This window comes from Burkholderia sp. BCC0398 (assembly GCF_902833245.1).
Classification (GTDB): Bacteria; Pseudomonadota; Gammaproteobacteria; order Burkholderiales; family Burkholderiaceae; genus Burkholderia; species Burkholderia sola.
In genome coordinates, this window is record NZ_CADFEM010000005.1 from 27,610 (window position 1) to 44,920 (window position 17,311).

At 61.9% G+C, this 17,311-nt stretch carries 15 protein-coding genes; 12 read left to right on the forward strand and 3 right to left on the reverse strand.

All coding sequences use genetic code 11. From position 1 onward, the window contains the following. The first annotated feature begins 19 nt into the window (after window positions 1–19). The 10 genes from HWX76_RS11965 (at window position 20) to HWX76_RS12010 (ending at window position 11,070) form a co-directional block, all read left to right on the forward strand. Complete coding sequence (locus HWX76_RS11965) at window positions 20–874, forward strand: SDR family oxidoreductase (protein ID WP_041492307.1); 855 nt, start codon at window positions 20–22, stop codon at window positions 872–874. Window positions 875–877: 3 nt separating this feature from the next. Next, on the forward strand, window positions 878–2,020 hold the full coding sequence (locus tag HWX76_RS11970) for a CaiB/BaiF CoA-transferase family protein (RefSeq protein ID WP_012337316.1): 1,143 nt from the start codon (window positions 878–880) through the stop codon (window positions 2,018–2,020). A 45-nt stretch (window positions 2,021–2,065) separates the two neighbouring features. After that, window positions 2,066–3,265 carry an acyl-CoA dehydrogenase family protein gene (locus HWX76_RS11975; protein WP_176015852.1) on the forward strand — a complete coding sequence of 400 codons (1,200 nt, stop codon included), beginning with the start codon at window positions 2,066–2,068 and terminating at the stop codon, window positions 3,263–3,265. Next, window positions 3,186–4,451: an acyl-CoA dehydrogenase family protein gene (locus HWX76_RS11980; RefSeq protein ID WP_244137966.1), complete on the forward strand. Its 1,266-nt coding sequence runs from the start codon at window positions 3,186–3,188 to the stop codon at window positions 4,449–4,451. Before HWX76_RS11975 ends, HWX76_RS11980 begins: the two co-directional genes overlap by 80 nt. A 31-nt stretch (window positions 4,452–4,482) precedes the next feature. Continuing rightward, complete coding sequence (locus HWX76_RS11985; protein ID WP_012337319.1) at window positions 4,483–5,649, forward strand: acyl-CoA dehydrogenase family protein; 1,167 nt, start codon at window positions 4,483–4,485, stop codon at window positions 5,647–5,649. A 16-nt stretch (window positions 5,650–5,665) separates the two neighbouring features. After that, window positions 5,666–6,472 (forward strand): enoyl-CoA hydratase, encoded by an 807-nt coding sequence (locus tag HWX76_RS11990; RefSeq protein WP_012337320.1) that lies wholly within the window; start codon window positions 5,666–5,668, stop codon window positions 6,470–6,472. Window positions 6,473–6,491: 19 nt separating this feature from the next. Next, entirely contained in the window at window positions 6,492–7,361 is an 870-nt protein-coding gene (locus HWX76_RS11995) for a MaoC/PaaZ C-terminal domain-containing protein (RefSeq protein ID WP_012337321.1), read from the forward strand. Window positions 7,362–7,415: 54 nt separating this feature from the next. After that, window positions 7,416–8,624 carry an acyl-CoA dehydrogenase family protein gene (locus HWX76_RS12000; protein ID WP_050016529.1) on the forward strand — a complete coding sequence of 403 codons (1,209 nt, stop codon included), beginning with the start codon at window positions 7,416–7,418 and terminating at the stop codon, window positions 8,622–8,624. 9 nt (window positions 8,625–8,633) lie between these two features. Beyond that, window positions 8,634–9,767 (forward strand): acyl-CoA dehydrogenase, encoded by a 1,134-nt coding sequence (locus tag HWX76_RS12005; RefSeq protein WP_050016531.1) that lies wholly within the window; start codon window positions 8,634–8,636, stop codon window positions 9,765–9,767. A gap of 73 nt (window positions 9,768–9,840) precedes the next feature. Then, window positions 9,841–11,070, forward strand: coding sequence for a cytochrome P450 (locus HWX76_RS12010; protein WP_012337324.1), 1,230 nt, complete (start codon window positions 9,841–9,843; stop codon window positions 11,068–11,070). Window positions 11,071–11,138: 68 nt separating this feature from the next. On the opposite strand, the gene HWX76_RS12015 is transcribed toward HWX76_RS12010, so the two are convergent. The 3 genes from HWX76_RS12015 to HWX76_RS12025 form a co-directional block, all read right to left on the reverse strand. Next, window positions 11,139–12,089, reverse strand: a complete 951-nt coding sequence (locus tag HWX76_RS12015; RefSeq protein WP_012337325.1) for an IS481 family transposase — start codon at window positions 12,087–12,089, stop codon at window positions 11,139–11,141. Window positions 12,090–12,235: 146 nt separating this feature from the next. Further along, window positions 12,236–12,895 (reverse strand): TetR/AcrR family transcriptional regulator, encoded by a 660-nt coding sequence (locus HWX76_RS12020; RefSeq protein ID WP_041492362.1) that lies wholly within the window; start codon window positions 12,893–12,895, stop codon window positions 12,236–12,238. Between the two features lie 471 nt (window positions 12,896–13,366). Next, complete coding sequence (locus tag HWX76_RS12025) at window positions 13,367–13,672, reverse strand: hypothetical protein (protein ID WP_157062246.1); 306 nt, start codon at window positions 13,670–13,672, stop codon at window positions 13,367–13,369. Between the two features lie 572 nt (window positions 13,673–14,244). Here HWX76_RS12025 and HWX76_RS12030 point away from each other — a divergent pair. Together HWX76_RS12030 and HWX76_RS12035 are read left to right on the forward strand one after the other, a co-directional pair. Then, window positions 14,245–15,936 carry a DUF1302 family protein gene (locus HWX76_RS12030; RefSeq protein WP_226248655.1) on the forward strand — a complete coding sequence of 564 codons (1,692 nt, stop codon included), beginning with the start codon at window positions 14,245–14,247 and terminating at the stop codon, window positions 15,934–15,936. Window positions 15,937–15,953: 17 nt separating this feature from the next. Beyond that, the gene (locus tag HWX76_RS12035) at window positions 15,954–17,303 is read left to right on the forward strand and encodes a DUF1329 domain-containing protein (RefSeq protein ID WP_041492363.1); all 1,350 of its coding nucleotides are present in this window, start codon (window positions 15,954–15,956) and stop codon (window positions 17,301–17,303) included. Window positions 17,304–17,311: the final 8 nt, after the last annotated feature.

Consider the following 17,311-nt stretch of genomic DNA (forward strand, 5'->3'; position numbering starts at 1 on the left):
TACTGGAAGTTCAATGCGAATGTTTACGTCTGACCTGCTGAAGAACAAACGGATCCTGATCACGGGCGGCGGCACGGGACTCGGCAAGAGCATCGGCCGACGCTATCTCGAACTGGGCGCCGATCTCGTCATCTGCGGTCGCCGCGAGGAAGTGCTCAAGTCGACGGCCGACGAATTTCGCGGCCACGTGCCAGGCGCACGCGTGACGACCGTCCAAGCGGACGTGCGCAACGCCGAATCCGTCGAGGCAATGATGGATACGATCTGGCGAGACGGTCCGCTCGACGTGCTGCTGAACAATGCGGCGGCCAATTTCATCGCACGCACGGAGAGTCTCTCGCCGCGCGCGGTGGATGCCGTGCTCGACATCGTGCTGCACGGCAGCTTCTATTGCACGATCGCGGCGGGCAAGCGCTGGATCGACGCAGGCCACGCGGGCAACGTGATCAGCACGGTGTCGACTCCCACGATGACGGGCTCGGCCTTTACCGTGCCCTCCGCCGCGGCGAAGGCGGGTGTCCTGGCGATGACCCGAAGCCTCGCGGTCGAGTGGGGCCCGAAGGGGATTCGACTGAATGCAGTGGCACCCGGGCTGTTCCCGACGCCCGGCGCGTGGGAGCAGCTGTATCCGCCCGGCTCGCAGGTCGAACCGCAGGAGCGCTCCGTTCCGCTGCGGCGCTTCGGCGATCACTCGGAACTCGCCGATCTATACGCCTATCTGGCGTCGGACGGCTCCGGCTACATCACCGGCGACATGATCGTGATCGACGGTGGCCGCTGGATGCAGGGCGTTGGCGGGCCGACCTTCCGTGCCATGCAGGATTGGACCGAAGAACAATGGGACGCCATGCGCGCCCATGCTCGCAAGGGCTGAACGATGGGTCCTCTACACGGAATTCGAATTGTCGAGCTGGCCGGCATCGGGCCGGGCCCCATGGCGGCGATGCTGCTCGCCGATCTGGGCGCGACCGTGTTGCGCATCGAGCGTCGCCAACCGGTCAAGCTCGGCATCGAGCGCCCGTTGCGCTTCAACCTGCTGCTGCGTAACCGCAAGACGATCGCGCTCGACCTGAAGGACCCGGAGGCCGTGGAACTCGTGCTCTCCCTCGTGGAGCGGGCGGATGCCTTGATCGAAGGCTTCCGCCCGGGCGTGACGGAACGCTTGGGGCTCGGTCCGCAGATTTGCCTCGAACGCAATCCGAAGCTGGCCTATGGGCGTATCACGGGATGGGGTCAGGACGGCCCGCTTGCGCAGTACGCGGGGCATGACCTGAACTACATCGCGATTACCGGCGTGCTCAACGCCATCGGTCGCCGCGATCAGCCGCCGTCGATTCCGCTTAACCTGATCGGCGACTATGCGGGCGGTTCGCTGTATCTCGCGATGGGGCTCCTCTCGGCGATTATTCACGCGCGTAACGGCGGCACGGGTCAGGTCGTGGATGCCGCGATCGTCGATGGCACGGCCAATCTCGCCACCACTTTCTTCGGCATGCAGGCCGCCGGAATCTGGCGCGACGGGCGAGGGACCAACATCACGGACTCCGGATCCCACTTCTACGATGCATACGAATGCGCGGACGGCAAGTGGATCACGGTCGGCCCCATCGAGGACAAGTTCTATCTCGAACTGTTGCGCCTGCTCGATATCGACCCGCGAACACTAGGTGTGCAACTCGATGAAAAAAATTGGGCAGCCGCGCGTGCGTTGTTTGCGCTGAAGTTCAAGAGCCGCACGCGCGACCAATGGACGACGCTGCTGGAGCATTCGGACGCGTGCTTTGCGCCCGTGCTGTCGTGGACGGAGGCGCCCGAGCACGCGCATCTGAAGGCGCGCGGCACGTTCATCGAAGTCGACGGCATCGTGCAGCCGGCTCCGGCGCCGCGCTTTTCCGCCACCGTGCCGGCGAAGCCGACGGCGCCCGAAGCGCCCGGCGCCGCAACGGTCGACGCCGCGCTCGCCGCGTGGCTCGAACCGGATCTGATTGGCAAGCTGAAGGAAGCGGGAACGCTGGCCTGAACGGCACACGGCAGGCATGCCGGACAAAGACGAGACGAGACACTCATGGATCTGCGATATACCGACGAAGAGCTGGCGTTCCGCAACGAGGTGAGAGCGTTCTTCAAGGAAGCGCTGCCGGGCGACATTCGACGCAAGGCCAGCTTGGGGCAGCGCTACTCGTCGGCCGACCTGCGCCGCTGGCAGCGCATTCTCCACGAGCGCGGCTGGGCGACGCCGGCGTGGGACAAGGCGTGGGGCGGGACGGGCTGGAGTGCCGTGCAGCAATACATCTTCAAGGAAGAGTTGCACATGGCGCCAGCGCCCGAGACGCTGTCGTTCAACGTGAACATGATCGGTCCGGTACTGATCGCGTTCGGCAGCGACGAGCAGAAGCGCCACTTCCTGCCACGCATCGCGAGCCTCGAATACTGGTTCTGCCAAGGTTTTTCGGAACCCGGCGCGGGTTCGGACCTGGCGGCGCTGCGCACCCAGGCGGTTCGCGACGGCGACCACTATGTCATCAACGGGCAGAAGCTCTGGACCTCGACGGCGCATCACGCCGACTGGATGTTCTGTCTCGTGCGCACGGATTCGAGCGGAAAGAAGCAACAGGGCATCACCTACCTGTTGATCGACATGAAGACGCCCGGCCTCACGGTGCGCCCGATCGTCACGATAGACGGCCACCACGAGACCAACGAGGTGTTCTTCGACAACGTGCGTGTGCCGGTCGCCAATCGCATTGGCGAGGAAAACAAGGGCTGGGACTACGCGAAGTACCTCCTCGGCAACGAGCGCAGCGGGATTGCGCGCGTGGGCGTTTCCAAGATGCGCGTGCGCCTCGCAAAGGACCTCGCGAAGCGCGTGCCGTGCGGCGACGGCGTGCTGTGGGACGACCCGCGCCTTCGTGAGCGGATCGCGGCGGTGGAAGTCGAGTTGAAAGCGCTCGAAATGACGCAGATGCGCGTGATTGCCGAAAGCAGTGCGCGAGACGACCACGTGCCGGACCCGAAGACGTCGATCCTCAAGATCAAGGGTTCGGAGCTCCAGCAGCTTTCCGCCGAACTGCTGCTCGAAGTCGCGGGCCCGGATGCGCTGCCGCTCGACGTCGATTTCCTGCGCGGTCTTGGCGACGCGGTTCGCGAGCCCGAATGGGCACTCACGATCGCGCCGAACCATTACTTTGCGCGTCACGTTTCGATTGTGGGCGGCTCCAACGAGATTCAGAAGAACATTCTCGCCAAGTCGGTATTGGGACTTTGAGCGACGGTCGAACAGCGGAGAAGCATGGGCTATGGACTTTGATTTCACCAATGAGCAACGCATGCTCAAGGACAGCGTCGAGCGCCTCGTCAAGGACGGGTACGGCTTCGAGCAGCGCGCGAAGTACCTGGCGGAGGCCGACGGCTTCAGTCGTGCGCAATGGGCGCGCTATGCGGAAATGGGGCTGCTGGGCCTTTCATTCGACGAGGCGTACGGCGGCAGCAACTGCGGCCCCGTTGAAACGATGATCGTGATGGAGGCGTTGGGCCGCGGTCTCGCGGTCGAGCCGTACCTGGCCACGGTCGTACTGGGCGGCGGCTTGGTGCGCATTGGCGGCAACGCTGCGCAACGCGAGGCGATTCTGCCGAAGATCGCGCAGGGCGAGCTGCTGATGGCCTTCGCGCATGGCGAAGCGCAGGCGCGGTACGACCTGGCGGACGTGGCGACCACCGCGCGGCGCGAAGGCGACGCATGGATCATCGACGGCGCGAAGCGCATCGTGCTGCACGGCGACAGCGCTGATCTTCTCGTGGTGTCGGCGCGCGTGTCGGGCAGCAGGCGCGAGCGTGACGGCATCGGACTGTTCGTGGTCAGGGGCGACGCGGCGGGCGTGACCCGCCGCGGATATCCGACGCAAGACCGGCTGCGCGCGGCCGACATCGAATTGTCGGGCGTGCGCGTTCCGGATAGCGACGTACTGGGCGTCGCGGGTGCCGCATTGCCGCTGATCGAAACGGTCGTCGCGCACGCGATTGCCGCGGTGAGCGCGGAAGCCGTCGGCGCGATGGCCGCCGCGCACGAAGAGACCGTCGAGTATCTGAAGGTCCGCAAGCAGTTTGGCCAGCCGATCGGTTCCTTCCAGGCCCTCCAGCATCGCGCCGTCGACATGCTGGTCGCGGTCGAGCAGGCACGCAGCATGGCGCTCTTCGCAACCATGATGGCCGACGAGCCGGATGCGGCGGAACGCGACCGCAGCATGGCCGCGTCGAAAGTGCAGATCGGGCGCTCGGGCCGCTTCGTCGGCCAGCAAGGCGTGCAATTGCACGGCGGCATCGGGATGACCGAGGAGTGCAAGGTCGGCCATTACCTGCGACGCCTCAGTGTCATCGATATCCAGTTCGGCTCGACCGAGCATCATCTCGCCCAGCTCGCCGATGCCGGCGGGCTGATCGACGCAGCAGCGTGAGCCGCGCCAGCCAAGTAAACGGAAACCACTCATGAGCCGAATTTCCACTCCCGACCCGTATCAGGAACTGCGCGACGCGCTGCGTGATCTCTCGAAAGAATATCCCGATGAGTACTGGCGCCGCATCGATCACGAACGGGTCTACCCGGAGGCGTTTGTCGACGCGTTGACCAAGGCGGGCTGGATGGCCGCGCTGATTCCTCAGGAGTATGGTGGTTCCGGGCTCGGACTGACCGAGGCGTCCGTGATCATGGAGGAGATCAACCGCAACGGCGGCAACTCCGGGTTCTGTCACGGCCAGATGTACAACATGAACACGCTGCTGCGTAACGGCTCCGAAGTGCAGAAACGCAAGTACCTGCCGAAGATCGCGAGCGGGGAACTGCGCCTGCAGTCGATGGCCGTGACCGAGCCGACCACGGGCACGGACACCACGAAGCTGAAGACCACCGCCGTGAAAAAGGACGGCCGTTACGTGGTCAATGGTCAGAAGGTGTGGATATCGCGTGTCCAGCATTCGGACATGATGATCTTGCTCGCGCGCACCACGCCGTTGTCGGACGTGAAGAAGAAGTCGGATGGACTGTCTTGCTTCCTCGTGGATCTGCACCACGCCATCGGCAATGGCCTGACCGTGCGGCCGATTCCGAACATGGTCAACCACGAGACGAACGAGCTGTTCTTCGACAATCTGGAAATCCCGGAAGAGAACCTGATTGGCGAGGAAGGCAAAGGCTTCAAGTACATCCTCGATGGTCTGAACGCCGAGCGCGCGCTGATCGCGGCCGAGTGCATCGGCGACGGCTACTGGTTCGTCGATCGCGCGTCCAAGTACGCGAGCGAACGTATCGTGTTCGACCGCCCGATCGGCATGAACCAGGGTATCCAGTTCCCGATCGCGGAGGCGTATGTCGACGTGCGCGCGGCCGATCTCATGCGCTACAAAGCCTGCGAGCTGTTCGACAACCACCAGGCTTGCGGCGCCGAAGCGAACATGGCGAAGCATCTCGCGGCCACGGCTTCGTGGAAGGCGGCGAATGCCTGCTTGCAGACGCATGGCGGCTTCGGCTTCGCGTGTGAATACGATGTCGAGCGCAAGTTCCGCGAAACGCGACTTTATCAGGTCGCGCCGATCTCGACGAACCTGATTCTGTCGTACGTCGCCGAGCATGTGCTCGATCTGCCGCGTTCCTTCTGAACACCGAGGTCAATCCATGAACTTCGAGACCATTCTGTACGACGTCAAGGATCGGATCGCGACGATCACGCTGAACCGCCCGGAACACATGAACACCTGGAACGACCAGGTGGCGACGGAAGTTTACGAGGCGATGCAGGCGGCGGGCGCGGATCGCGGCGTGCGGGTCATCGTTTTCACCGGCGCCGGGAAGGCGTTTTGCGCGGGCGGCGATATCCACAGCTTCGGTGGCGACCCCGCGGCGCTCATGACCAAGCTGCCGCACCCGTTCGACATGCGAAAGCGTGCTGACTGGCAGACGCGTTGCTCCTACTATCCGGCGATTCCTAAACCGGTCATCGCGATGCTCAACGGCGCGACCGTCGGCATTGGCCTCATTCACGCACTCTTTTGCGATATCCGGTTCGCGGCGGAAGACGCGACCATTACGACGGCGTTCGCGCGCCGCGGCCTGACCGCGGAATACGGGATGGCATGGATCCTCGCGCGCCACGTAGGCCAGGCGCACGCACTCGATCTGCTACTGTCGGGCCGCAAGATCAAGGGGCGGGAAGCCGAACGTATGGGGCTCGTCAATCGGGCCATCCCCGCCGAGAAGCTGGTCGAAGAGACTTACGCCTACGCGCGGGACATGGCCGAGTACTGTTCGCCGCGCTCGATGCGCATCATGAAGGAGCAAGTCTGGGAAGTGCCGTTCCAGACGCCGCACGAGGCCGTGATGTCCGCCGGGCTCGACATGCCGATCGCGAACCAGTGCGATGACTACAAGGAAGGCATGGCGAGCTTTCTCGAGAAGCGCAAACCGAACTTCACGGACTACTGAGTACATACAGGAAACCCTCATGCTGAACTACGAAGTCGTCAAGAACTGGCCTATCGAAGATGTGACGCAGACGTACGACGAGCGCGACATCATGCTGTACTCGCTGGGCCTCGGCCTGGGCGGAGACCCGATGGACGCCGATCAATTGCGCTACGTGTATGAGAAGAACCTGCAGGCGATGCCGACTTGCGCGGCCGCGTTTGCATGGCCGAAGTCATGGATGCGCGATCCGCGTACGGGCATCGACTATCTGAAGCTCGTGCATGGCGAGCAGGACGTCCGTTTCGTGCGGCCGATGCCGGTGGCCGGCACCATCGTCAGCAAGACGCGTGTGAGCCGCATCTCGGACAAGGGCGCCGGCAAGGGTGCGATCGTCGAGCTCATGCGCGACATCATCGACGCTTCGACGGGCGAGCAGCTCGCTGAAGTGCGGCAAGTGTCGTTTTTGCGCGGCGACGGCGGGTTCAGTACGGAGTCGGGCGTCAGCGATGCGCCGCCGGAAGCACTCCCGCCGGTGCCGGAACGTGCGCCGGATGCCGAGTACGTATTGTCGACCGGCGCCAATGCCGCGTTGATCTACCGTCTTTCGGGCGATGCCAATCCGTTGCACGCGGATCCCGAGGTGGCGGCCAAAGCGGGATTCAGTCGCCCCATCCTGCACGGGCTCGCGACTTACGGTATGGCGGGCTACGCTGCAATTCGCCTGTTGGCCGGCAACGACGCAACGCGCTTGAAGCGCCTGGCGTTGCGCCTGACTTCGCCGGTTTACCCGGGCGAAGAAGTGCGCTTCCAGTTCTGGCGCGATAGCGATACACGCCAGCACGTGCGCGCGCGCGTGGATGCGCGCGACGTGGTGGTGTTGAACAACGGAATCGTGGAAATTGCCTGATACCGCGCCCGGCAGTGTCGACGCGACTTGCCGGGCGGCGACTGGAGCCTGACGATGGACCTGAAAGAGAGTCCCGCCGAGAAGGAATTTCGCGCCACGGTGCGCGAATTCGTGCGCACGCATCTGCCTGACGAGATTCGCGAACGCGTGTTGAACTTCCGCCATGTGCCACGTGAAGACTATGTGCGTTGGCAGAGAATTCTGGCGGAGAAGGGTTGGGGGGCGCCCGCATGGCCCGCGCATTTCGGCGGAGCCGCGTGGACTGCCGCCCAGCGCAACATCTTCGACGAGGAATGCTTCACCGCCGGCGCGCCGCGCCAGATGCCGTTCGGCCTTTCGATGGTCGGACCGGTGATCCAGAAATTCGGCACCGACGCGCAGCGCGAACGCTTCCTGCCGCGCATCGTCTCGATGGAGGACTGGTGGTGCCAAGGCTATTCCGAGCCGGGTGCCGGTTCCGATCTTGCCTCGCTCAAGACCCGTGCGGATCGCATCGAACGTGATGGTCAGTCCTTCTACGTCGTCAACGGCCAGAAGATCTGGACCTCGTTCGCGCAGTGGGCGAACTGGATTTTTTGTCTCGTCCGTACGGACAGCAGCGGCCGACCGCAGGAAGGCATCTCGTTCGTGCTGATCGACATGTCGACGCCCGGCATCACGGTCAGGCCGATCCGTACGCTGGACGGCGGCCACGACGTCAACGAGGTGTTCTTCGACAATGTGGAAGTGCCGGTGAGCAACCTGGTCGGTGACGAGCATCGCGGCTGGTCGATCGCGAAGTATCTGCTCGGACACGAGCGCACCAATATTGCAGGCCTTGGCAACTGCAAGCGTTTCATGCGGCGTCTCAAGGAGATTGCGAGCGCCGAGCGCAAGCATGGCAAGCCGCTGATCGAAGACGTGCGTTTTCGCGATCGCATCGCCAGCGTGGAAATCGATCTGATTGCTCACGAATGGTCGCTTCTGCGCGTGGTGTCTGCCGAAACCGCGGGGCGTCCGATCGGACCGGAAGCGTCGGTGCTGAAGATCCGCGGTTCGGAGATTCAGCAGCAGCTGACGGAACTGATCATGGAATGTGCGGGGCCCTATGCGGTGCCTTTCGTGAGCGAGGCGCTGGAGGCGGACTGGCAGGGTGAAACCGCCAATGGCGAACTGCTCAACGCACTCGCAGCGCACTACCTGGACTGGCGCAAGATTTCGATCTACGGTGGTTCGACCGAAGTGCAGAAGAACATCATCGCCAAGCAGGCGCTCGGCATCTGAGGACACGCCATGGACTTCACGCTGGTTGAAGAGGAACAGATGCTGGCCGATGTGGTCGGCCGCTTCGTCGAAAAGGAATACGAGTTCGACGCGCGGCGCCGTCTCGCCGCCACGCCGCAAGGCTGGTCGGATGCGCATTGGTCCACGCTCGCCGAGATGGGCGTGCTCGCGCTGAACGTGCCGCAGGACCATGGCGGACTGGGCGCCGGCCCGGTCGAGACGATGCTCGTGATGGAAGCATTCGGCCGTGGGCTCGTGCTCGAGCCTTTCGTTTCGTCGGCCGTGCTGGGCGCCAGGCTCATTGCGCGCGCGGGGCACGAGGCGCGCAAGGCGGAACTGCTGGCCGGTATCGCGGACGGCAGCCTGAAGACCGCGCTGGCGACGCTCGAACCCGGCGCGCGTTTCGATTTGTGGAACGTTGCGACGACGGCGGAGCCGACGCGTGACGGGTTCATCCTGAATGGACGAAAGGGCGTCGTGCTGCACGGTGATAGCGCGGACCTCCTGTTGGTTTCGGCACGCACCGCGGGCGAGCAGACGGACATGCACGGGATCACGCTCTTCGCTGTCGATGCGCGGCTGCCAGGCGTGAGCGTCAAGGGATTTCCGGCGCTGGACGGGCAGCGCGTTGCCGAGATCGTGCTCGATGGCGTTCGCATCGATGCACAGGGCGTTGTCGGCACCATCGATCAGGGTTACCCGCTGCTCGAATGGACCGTTGATCAAGGCATGTTCGCGTTGTGCGCCGAAGCCGTGGGTGCCATGTCGCGGCTGAGCGATCTGACCTTTGAGTATCTGCGCACTCGAAAGCAGTTCGGTTCGCCGATCGGAAAATTCCAGGCGCTCCAGCATCGCGCCGCCGATATCTTGACCGCGGTGGAGCAGGCGAAATCGATCGTCTACTTTGCCGCGGCGAAGCTTGGCGAAGACGACGTCGTCGCCGCCCACCGGGCGGTGACGGCCGCAAAGGCGCTCGTTGGCCGCAGCGCCCGTTTCGTCGCGCAACAGGCTGTACAGCTTCACGGCGGGATGGGCATGACGGACGAACTGGCGGTGGGCTGGTACGTGAAGCGCCTTACATGTATCGACATGACCTGGGGAAATACCGAGCACCACATCGAGCTATACGGCGCGTTTTTGTAACCGTCGCGCGGCACACCAAGGAAGGCCGATTCGACCGCGCGTTCCGATCCATCCGAAGAAAGGAGACAATCTTATGTCAGCAGTTGGCCATGGCGCGACTCCGGAGCAGGCGCCGGTACCTTCGCACGTTTCGCCTGAACGGGTATTCGACATCGATATCTACCACCCGCCGGGCGCCGAAGGCGACTACCATCTGTCGCTCAAGAAACTGCACGCGGAAGGTATTCCGGACATTTTCTGGACGCCCCGCAACGGCGGGCACTGGGTCGCAACGCGCGGCGACGACATTTATAACATCCTGAAGGACTACGAGAACTTTTCGTCGAAGCAGCTCACCGTGCCGCTGGTCGAGCATCAGCCGTTGCCGCCGATCTTCTTCGATCCGCCACAGCACACGGCCTATCGAGCGCTGATCGCGCCTGCGTTCATGCCGCAGGCCATCGGCAAACTGGAAGAGAAGGCGCGGGAACTGGCGATCGAACTGATTGAAGACTTCTACCCCGCGGGCGAGGTGGAATTCGTCTCGCGGTTCGCGCAGCATCTGCCGATCGCCATTTTCATGAACATGGTGGCGCTTCCCGCCGAGGATCGCGAGTACCTGCTCGGCCTTGCCGACAAGATGGTGCGCCCTGTGGACGCTAACGAGAAGCTTGCCGCGCTGGGTGCGATCTTCCAGTATCTGGGGGCGAAGATCGCCGAACGGCGCGCGAATCCCGGCGACGATCTGATCAGCAAGATCGTGAATTCGACGATCGACGGGCGTGCGTTGACCGATGATGAGGTTCGCGGCCTGTGCGGGCTCGTGCTGATCGGCGGCCTCGATACGGTTGCGTCCGCAATGGGATTCATCGCGAACTTTCTGGCTGGCAGCCCCGCACATCGCAAGCAGCTCATCGACAATCCCGCACTCACTCAAAAGGCTGTTGACGAACTGTTGCGCCGCTTCCCAGTGGTTAACCAAGGGCGGCGGATCACTCACGATTTCGAGTACAAAGGCGTGCAACTGAAGGCGGGCGACATGATCATCTTGCCGACCACGCTGCACGGCCTCGACGAGAGAAAGTTCGAAGACCCGCTCACCGTCGATTTCAGCCGCACGCCGCCGATTCATTCGACGTTCGGCAATGGCCCGCATCGTTGTCCTGGCTCCTTCCTCGCGCGCGTGGAACTCAAGGTTTTTCTTCAGGAATGGCTCAAGCGTATTCCGGATTTCCAAGTCAAGCCGGGTGCGAAAGCCGGGGTTCACGGTGGTGTGAACGGCACGTTGTACTACTTGCCGTTAGTGTGGAAAGTAACCCGCTGACGGGTGGTTGCAGGCGGGGAGCCGCACCGCGTTTATCAGTCGAAGGCGGTGGGGTGCATGGGAAGCGGCTAGCTGTGAAGCGTCAAGAGGTTGTTTCTCGACGCAGGAAGTCTCGCCATCGGCGCAATGCCGCCGATGGCGCTATGAGCTCGATGCCAGTTGTAGTGATGCTGCCAACTCGCCAAGGCTTCGATGCGATGAGCCGAGCTTTGGTACGTCCATGCATAGGCCCACTCACGTAAAGCCGATTGGATGAAGCGTTCAGCTTTACCGTTGGTCTGCGGACGATACGCCCGCGTAAATTTGTGTCGGATACCCAGTTCCTGGCAGGCCCGAGCAAATTCGTGCGAACGGAACGCCGAACCGTTGTCCGTCAGTAACCGGCGCACACGCACGCCGAACCCGGCGTACCACGCAACGGCGTCACGCAGGAACTGCACAGCACTACGTTTTGTCTCGTCGGGATGCATCGCCGTGAAGGCAACCCGGGCGTGGTCATCCACGGCGACAAAGAGGTACTCCCAACCCACGCCGTCCACCGTATCGCGCCGATTACCGGTGACACGATGGCCAGGACGCGCGATTCGACCGAGCTTCTTGATGTCGATGTGCAGCAAATCGCCTGGCGCCTCGTGTTCGTAGCGCTGAACGGGTTCGCGCGGTTGCAGGTCGCTCAACCGGGATAGCCCAGCACGCGCCAGTACGCGGCTGACGGTCGAAGCAGACACGCCTGCCTGTCGGGTGATCTGGCGCTGCAGCAAGCGCTGCTGGCGCAATTCCACGATCAGCAAGGCCGTTGCCGGGGCGATTGAACGCGGGGAGCGGGCCGGGCGCGACGAGGCATCAGCCAGCGCTGGTGCACCACCGACCAAATAGCGGCCCAGCCATTTACGCACGGTCGGCGCTGTCACGCCATGATCGGCTGCGGCCTGCTGCACACTCGAACCGAATTCAGTGATCTCCTGAACCATCTCAAGTCGACGCGCGAAAGTGAGTCGGGCATTCTTATGGGTGTTCATCCGGCTGGGTTCCTGGAAGGTTGGGTGTTTGGCGACTTCCAGTCTCCCAGACTCAGTCCGGATGAACCATCGATACAACCTATTGAAGCTTCACAGCTAGCGCGCGATCCCGGCCCGGCCATGGCGCGGTGGGCTGCTGACCAGGTTTACGGGGATGCCTTGCTCAATGCGCGCCAGACCACCTTCATGGCGTGGCGGAACGAATCAAGATCAGGTGTGTTTGCGTCGCATCGTCGAATAAAGACCACGAGCCCTTGCAGATGTGAAAGCAGCAGGGCGCCGCGCAGCGTACATTCCGCCGATGCGAGGTCTGGATTGATCTGCGAGACCAGGTTTGCCAGGAGATCCTGGAAATCGGCAGTGGTTTTCGCCATCAACGCGTGCAGGGAGGGCTCATGCTCGGCCAGGCTCCACGACTCCAGAACAAAGGCGCAAACGCGATTGCCGCCGGGCGACGTCAGCACGGAGAATGCTTCGTCGACGATGGTGTCAAGTCGGGCCTCTGGTGGCCGTGCCTTGTCCTGGGCGATCGTCTGATAGTGCTGGAAGTAGCGATTCGTGAATGCCTCGACCGTGGCGCGCAACAGCTCTTCGCGGGTGCTGAAATAGTGCTGCAAGGTTCTCAGCAGGATCCCCGCATCGCTTGCTATGCGGCGTTGGGTGAAACCAGCGTTACCTTCCGACGCAAACACTTCGATTGCCACCTCGATGATGGCGGGCACGCGCGTGGATCTGTTGCCTCGTCGCTTGGGCGTTTCTGCTCCCTTGTTGCCGAGATCTGCCGAAGAAATGGTCAGGTCTTTCATTTGCACTGCCCCCATTGGCGTTTGCTCTCCATCGCGCGCGGTGTCGCTTCACGATGGGTAAGCCCAGGCAAGCCCCACCTTGATCAGTGCACCGGTCGACTCCGGAGCAGCGCCGGCATTGATCGGATGATGCTGGTCAGGTGATGAATAAATAATACGTCCGTCGACCAATTAATGCGAGACAAACCCGCACCCGCGCGCAGCGTATGCTACCCAAACGGGGCGAGATCTTGTCAATATCAGCATTTCTCCCTAGTACGGGCAGTCTTGATAATGGGTCGAGCGACTACTAATATTTAGTCAACCGACACATTTTCAACATGTGGTATCGGATCACCAGCCAGCCGGGTTCGAGGCTGGCGCATGCGAAGCGCAAGTGTCGGAGCCACGCGCTCAAGGTTTCCCTATTGCGTGGGTGATGTGATTGCTCGAGGCGCGCACTGGGCCGTTGAAGGAGCAGGGCATGAAGCTTCAGGAAAGTTCTTTGCGTTCGCTGATCGAGAAGTGGCTTGCGCCTTCCGCGAGCGCCCCGGTGCACATCACCCGATTGACCTTCGCCAATTCGCGCATCAGGTGTGTGCTCGCGCGGAGATCCACCTCTCCGACATCCCTTTCCATTTTCTTCTTTCGGCACGCCGACGGAGTCTGGCGTGTGTTCCCGCCTGCTCCGCGAAAACCGGAGATGCGCTTCCGTACGGAAACGGGATAGCGGGTCGCGCCGCCAGAGTACGTGGCGTTTGAATATGAAAGGACTGCTGAGGAAATCGTTCCCATCATGTGTGCATGTCGTTCTTCGCCGTGCGTAGTCCGGTTGCTCTCGGGTTCGGTGCCGAGGCGCCGTTGCATCCATCACGCGGAACGCTACCGTGCCAGGGCGAAATCTTCCTATTGTGCGGAACGTATATCGACGTGCGCCGCGGACTGGCGAAGGGAGCGGAGATCGCCCAACGTCCGTATTGCCGGTGCTCATTCGATGCGTGCCGCTCGCAGATGCGTGCTTCGGAGAGATTCGCAGAGCAGCGCATCGCGCACACCGTAGACGCTCGTGCGTACCGCTTGTGCAACACCGTTTGACGTCCATCCAGATTACGCGTCCGCGTTTACCCAAACATGTGAACGACGTTCAAAAAAAGTATCGCCTAGGGGTGAGCGAGCGTTGACAGTCGTGTTTCGAGTGTTTATCTTTGCGAACAGCATTCGTATTGTGGTGATGGCGTGAAAGGTGTTCAGGACGCGATGCTGACGAGGTAGGCAAGCCGGCTTCGTTTCATTGCCAGATGTCTGTGGCGGCCCTACGGCGAGAGCCGCTTCTGCGGCACGTCGACAAAGACAAGAGGAGACACATGAAAATGACGAGTCTGAAGCCAAGTGCGATCAGCCTTGGCGTACACGCGACCTGCATCGCCGCGGCGTGCGGGTTGTGGAGTTCAAACGCCAACGCCTTCCGCTTCGATGTGCCGAATCCGGACATCGAAATGAACTGGGACAATACGGTGCGCGCCGACTATGACATCCGGCTGCAGAACCCGAGCCACTTCTACACGAACAGTCCGACCTACGACGAAGGCGACCTGTCGACGCCGAAGTTCAGCACGATTCAGTCGATGCTGAACCTCTACAGCGAATTCGATTTCAAGTACAAGGAGACGGCCGGCTTTCGCGTGAGCATGGACGCGTGGTACGACCCGACGTTCAAGAATCACAATTCGAGCAATCCTGCGTTTGCGCCGAACTATCCCAACAATCAATATACGGGCTATATCAAAAAGTATTACGGGGGGCCGAGCGCGGAGCTGCGTGATGCGTTCGTGTTCAACACGTTCGATCTCGGCGGTCACTCCGTGAACGTCAAGCTTGGCCGGACGGCGGTCACCTGGGGGCAGTCCGCGTTTGCCACGCTCGGTGGTGCCAACTCTGTCGCGATCGGGCAGCAGCCGCTCGACCTGATGAAGTTGACGCAGAGCCCGAGCGCATCGCTCAAGGAAATCGTCCTGCCGACGGCGCAGGCCGACGTGACGGCGAACATTACCGATACGATCAGCCTCGGCGCGCAGTACACCTTCGAGTGGAACCACGACAGAGTGCCTGAAGGCGGCACGTATTTCGGCGGCGCGGACGCGATCCTGTACGGTCCTCCGGTGGCCAGCTATGCGACGATTCCCGGCCTGGGTACGTTGGCGATCCCGCGCGTGGCGGCCACCAAAGGCCAGATCGGCGATTTTGGCCTCGACGGCAAGTGGCGGGTCGACTCGCTCGCAACGACCTTTGAGTTCACGTACCGTCACTTCGCGATGAAGATGCCATGGGCGGCGGTGCAGGTGCCCGGCGCGGGGCCGGCGCTCTTTCCCGGGGTCAATCTGCCCGGCGTGACGGCGAAGTACGGCAATAACGTCAACCTGATCGGCGCGGGCTTCAACGGCGCTGTCGGCAGCGCCGCAGTAGCCGGCGAACTGTCCTACCGCTGGAACATGCCCCTCAACGCCGTCAACGCGACGACGGTCAACGACGCACCGACCGGCCGCACGCTGCACGGGCTGCTGAACGTGACGCAGTCGCTGGGCAAGACCTTCTTGTGGGACAACCTGTTCCTGCAGGCGGAATTCGCGTTCAACCGGTTGTTGAGCGTGCAATCCCATCCAGGGAATGTCGCCAACTCGAGCTACGACACGACCGGCCAATGTTCGGCGAGCGGCAACAATCCGTATAACAACTGCTCTACGCGGTTCTGGGCGGGCTTCGGCATCGGTGCAACGCCACAGTGGTATCAAGTTTTCCCGGGCGTCGATCTGACGATGCCGCTCTTCGTCAACCTCAACCTGAAAGGCTATTCGCCGGTTATCGGCCCTGCGGCGGAATCCCAAGGCCAGAACACGTTCGTGGTCGGGCTCGATTTCAACATCTACAACAAGCACGAGATCGATATCACCTACACGTATTACATGAACAAGAGGGGCTACTCGAGCGCAGGTGCCGCGACGGCGCTCGGTGCGCCCTACAGCGACAAATCCTGGCTCGGTATCACGTATCAGACAACGTTTTGATAAAGATGGAGGCAGCTGTGAAGAGATTCCCAAAGCTTCTTAAAGTGCTTGCAGTACTTGCGGCAATCTGGGCTTCGCCATATACGCTCGGCGCCGATAGCAAAGTTACGCCTTTTGGTGCCGAGGTGGCCGGAAACAAGGACGGGTCAATTCCCGCCTACACCGGCGGAGTCACACAAGCTCCGCCGGGTTTCAAGCCGGACTCGGGGAAGTGGGTCGATCCGTTTTCCGGTGAAAAGCCCGTTCTGCAGATCACCGCGCAAAACTACGAGCAATACGCGGATAAGTTGAGTGCGTCTTCACTTGAATTATTCAAGCGCTATCCGACCTACCGGATGGACGTTTACCCGACACACCGCAGCGCTTCCTATCCCGACTGGTATCTCGAGAACTCCACCAAGAACGCTCAAACCGCGAAGCTCGAGAAGAACGGCCTTTATCTGACCGGGGCGTTCGGCGGGAAGCCCTTTCCGGTGCCGAAGAACGGGCAGGAAGCGTTGTGGGACTGGGAGTTGCGATACGTCGGTACGGCGCAACGCAACAACGTGAAGACATGGCTGGTGGACTCGCGCGGCACGCCGATCCTTGCCGCGCAATTCAAGAGTTCCCTGTATTACCCGTACTTCGATACCAAGAAGGAGGAGGAATTCCGGAAGAAGGGCGGCCTCGCAAACTGGTATTACGTGGCCAACGACTACGCGGCGCCGGCCCGATTGATCGGGGATACGACGCTGTTCTGGTACTTCATGGATACGGCGGATCACGATCAGCAGTCGTGGGAATACAATCCGGGGCAGCGCCGGGTGCGGGTGGCGCCGGATCTTGCATACGATACGCCGAACCCCGGTTATTCGGGGGCAATCACGATGGATGATATCCAGCTGTTCTATGGGCGCATCGATCGTTGGGACGCCAAGCTTGTGGGCAAGAAGGAGATGTACATCCCGTACAACGACTACAAGCAGCAATATGAAACGCCGGCGAGCAAGATCCTCACGCCGCACTTCATCAACCCGGATCACGTGCGCTGGGAACTTCACCGCGTATGGGTTGTTGACATGAAACTGAAGGCAGGCGCGCGCCATGTGTATAGCCGTAAGACGCTTTATTTCGACGAAGACGGTGGCGGCGGGATGATGGACGCGTACGACCAGTCGGGCAAGCTGTATCGCGGCGGATTCGAGACGACGGTCCCCGCCTACGACTACAAGATTCCGTACTCGCTCGGAAACTGGTTTTACGACTTCAACAGCGGTGTCTACATCTTCGGCAGCCACCCTGCGGAGACGTCGGGGATCATGTTCAATGTGAGCTTCCCGTCCGGGTACTTCACCCCGGAGCGCTTGCAGTCTTCCGGCGTGCGCTAGTTGTCCGC

Bases quoted from the DNA above. Each gene is read 5' to 3' on its own strand.
- HWX76_RS11965 (WP_041492307.1), top strand. From the start codon at position 20: ATGTTTACGTCTGACCTGCTGAAGAACAAACGGATCCTGATCACGGGC.
- HWX76_RS11970 (WP_012337316.1), top strand. From the start codon at position 878: ATGGGTCCTCTACACGGAATTCGAATTGTCGAGCTGGCCGGCATCGGG.
- HWX76_RS11975 (WP_176015852.1), top strand. From the start codon at position 2,066: ATGGATCTGCGATATACCGACGAAGAGCTGGCGTTCCGCAACGAGGTG.
- HWX76_RS11985 (WP_012337319.1), top strand. From the start codon at position 4,483: ATGAGCCGAATTTCCACTCCCGACCCGTATCAGGAACTGCGCGACGCG.
- HWX76_RS11990 (WP_012337320.1), top strand. From the start codon at position 5,666: ATGAACTTCGAGACCATTCTGTACGACGTCAAGGATCGGATCGCGACG.
- HWX76_RS11995 (WP_012337321.1), top strand. From the start codon at position 6,492: ATGCTGAACTACGAAGTCGTCAAGAACTGGCCTATCGAAGATGTGACG.
- HWX76_RS12000 (WP_050016529.1), top strand. From the start codon at position 7,416: ATGGACCTGAAAGAGAGTCCCGCCGAGAAGGAATTTCGCGCCACGGTG.
- HWX76_RS12005 (WP_050016531.1), top strand. From the start codon at position 8,634: ATGGACTTCACGCTGGTTGAAGAGGAACAGATGCTGGCCGATGTGGTC.
- HWX76_RS12010 (WP_012337324.1), top strand. From the start codon at position 9,841: ATGTCAGCAGTTGGCCATGGCGCGACTCCGGAGCAGGCGCCGGTACCT.
- HWX76_RS12015 (WP_012337325.1), bottom strand. From the start codon at position 12,089: ATGAACACCCATAAGAATGCCCGACTCACTTTCGCGCGTCGACTTGAG.
- HWX76_RS12020 (WP_041492362.1), bottom strand. From the start codon at position 12,895: ATGAAAGACCTGACCATTTCTTCGGCAGATCTCGGCAACAAGGGAGCA.
- HWX76_RS12025 (WP_157062246.1), bottom strand. From the start codon at position 13,672: ATGATGGGAACGATTTCCTCAGCAGTCCTTTCATATTCAAACGCCACG.
- HWX76_RS12030 (WP_226248655.1), top strand. From the start codon at position 14,245: ATGACGAGTCTGAAGCCAAGTGCGATCAGCCTTGGCGTACACGCGACC.